The 689-nt window shown below is 39.2% G+C and carries 2 rRNA genes; both read right to left on the bottom strand.

The window, feature by feature from the left end:
- A 23S ribosomal RNA gene (locus ADS77_RS21235) occupies window positions 1–133 on the bottom strand; the annotation flags it as partial.
- Between the two features lie 442 nt (window positions 134–575).
- Window positions 576–689 (bottom strand): 16S ribosomal RNA (locus tag ADS77_RS21230); the annotation flags it as partial.

Here is a 689-nt window from a genome sequence, read left to right as displayed (position 1 = left end):
GGTGGGTTTCCCCATTCGGAAATCCTAGTCTCAAGTGCTTTTTACTAGCTTGACTAGGCTTATCGCAAGTTAATACGTCCTTCATCGCCTCCAACTGCCAAGGCATCCACCGTGTACGCTTAGTCACTTAACCATACAACCCAAACGGGTCTTGCTTGGTCTTTGTTACTTATGCTGCCTTGCTATCAATTTTTGCTTGGTTACATAACACGTTATGCGCCCAGCGACAAAAATATCAGCGGCGTTGCCTAAGCATCAAATCCACATCGCAAGTTTATATCGAAATATAAACATACTGTTTTGTGACAGTTTAACTTCGCCAGAAGTTAATATTGAATACTAAAGTAGATACCAATTAATCATTTCAAAGAAACAATTAAATGGCACTGAATGATACTGCTATCATTCTTTTTTACTTTTGAAAACTCTGTACAAATAACAAATGTTATTCATACGAATTTTATTATCAGCTTTTCCAAATTTTTAAAGAGCATATTAATTAGTTAAACCCACTGGGCAAAACTAACTAACAATCATCTGTGTGGACACTACGAACAAATAAGTTCTAAATCGTATAAGGAGGTGATCCAGCCCCAGGTTCCCCTAGGGCTACCTTGTTACGACTTCACCCCAGTCATGAATCACTCCGTGGTAAACGTCCTCCCGAGGGTTAGACTATCTACTTCTGG

It is taken from the genome of Pseudoalteromonas porphyrae (genome assembly GCF_001298125.1).
GTDB classification, from domain to species: Bacteria; Pseudomonadota; Gammaproteobacteria; order Enterobacterales; family Alteromonadaceae; genus Pseudoalteromonas; species Pseudoalteromonas neustonica.
The sequence above is the reverse complement of the archived record's forward strand: the minus strand, read 5'-3'. Positions and strand labels throughout refer to the sequence as shown.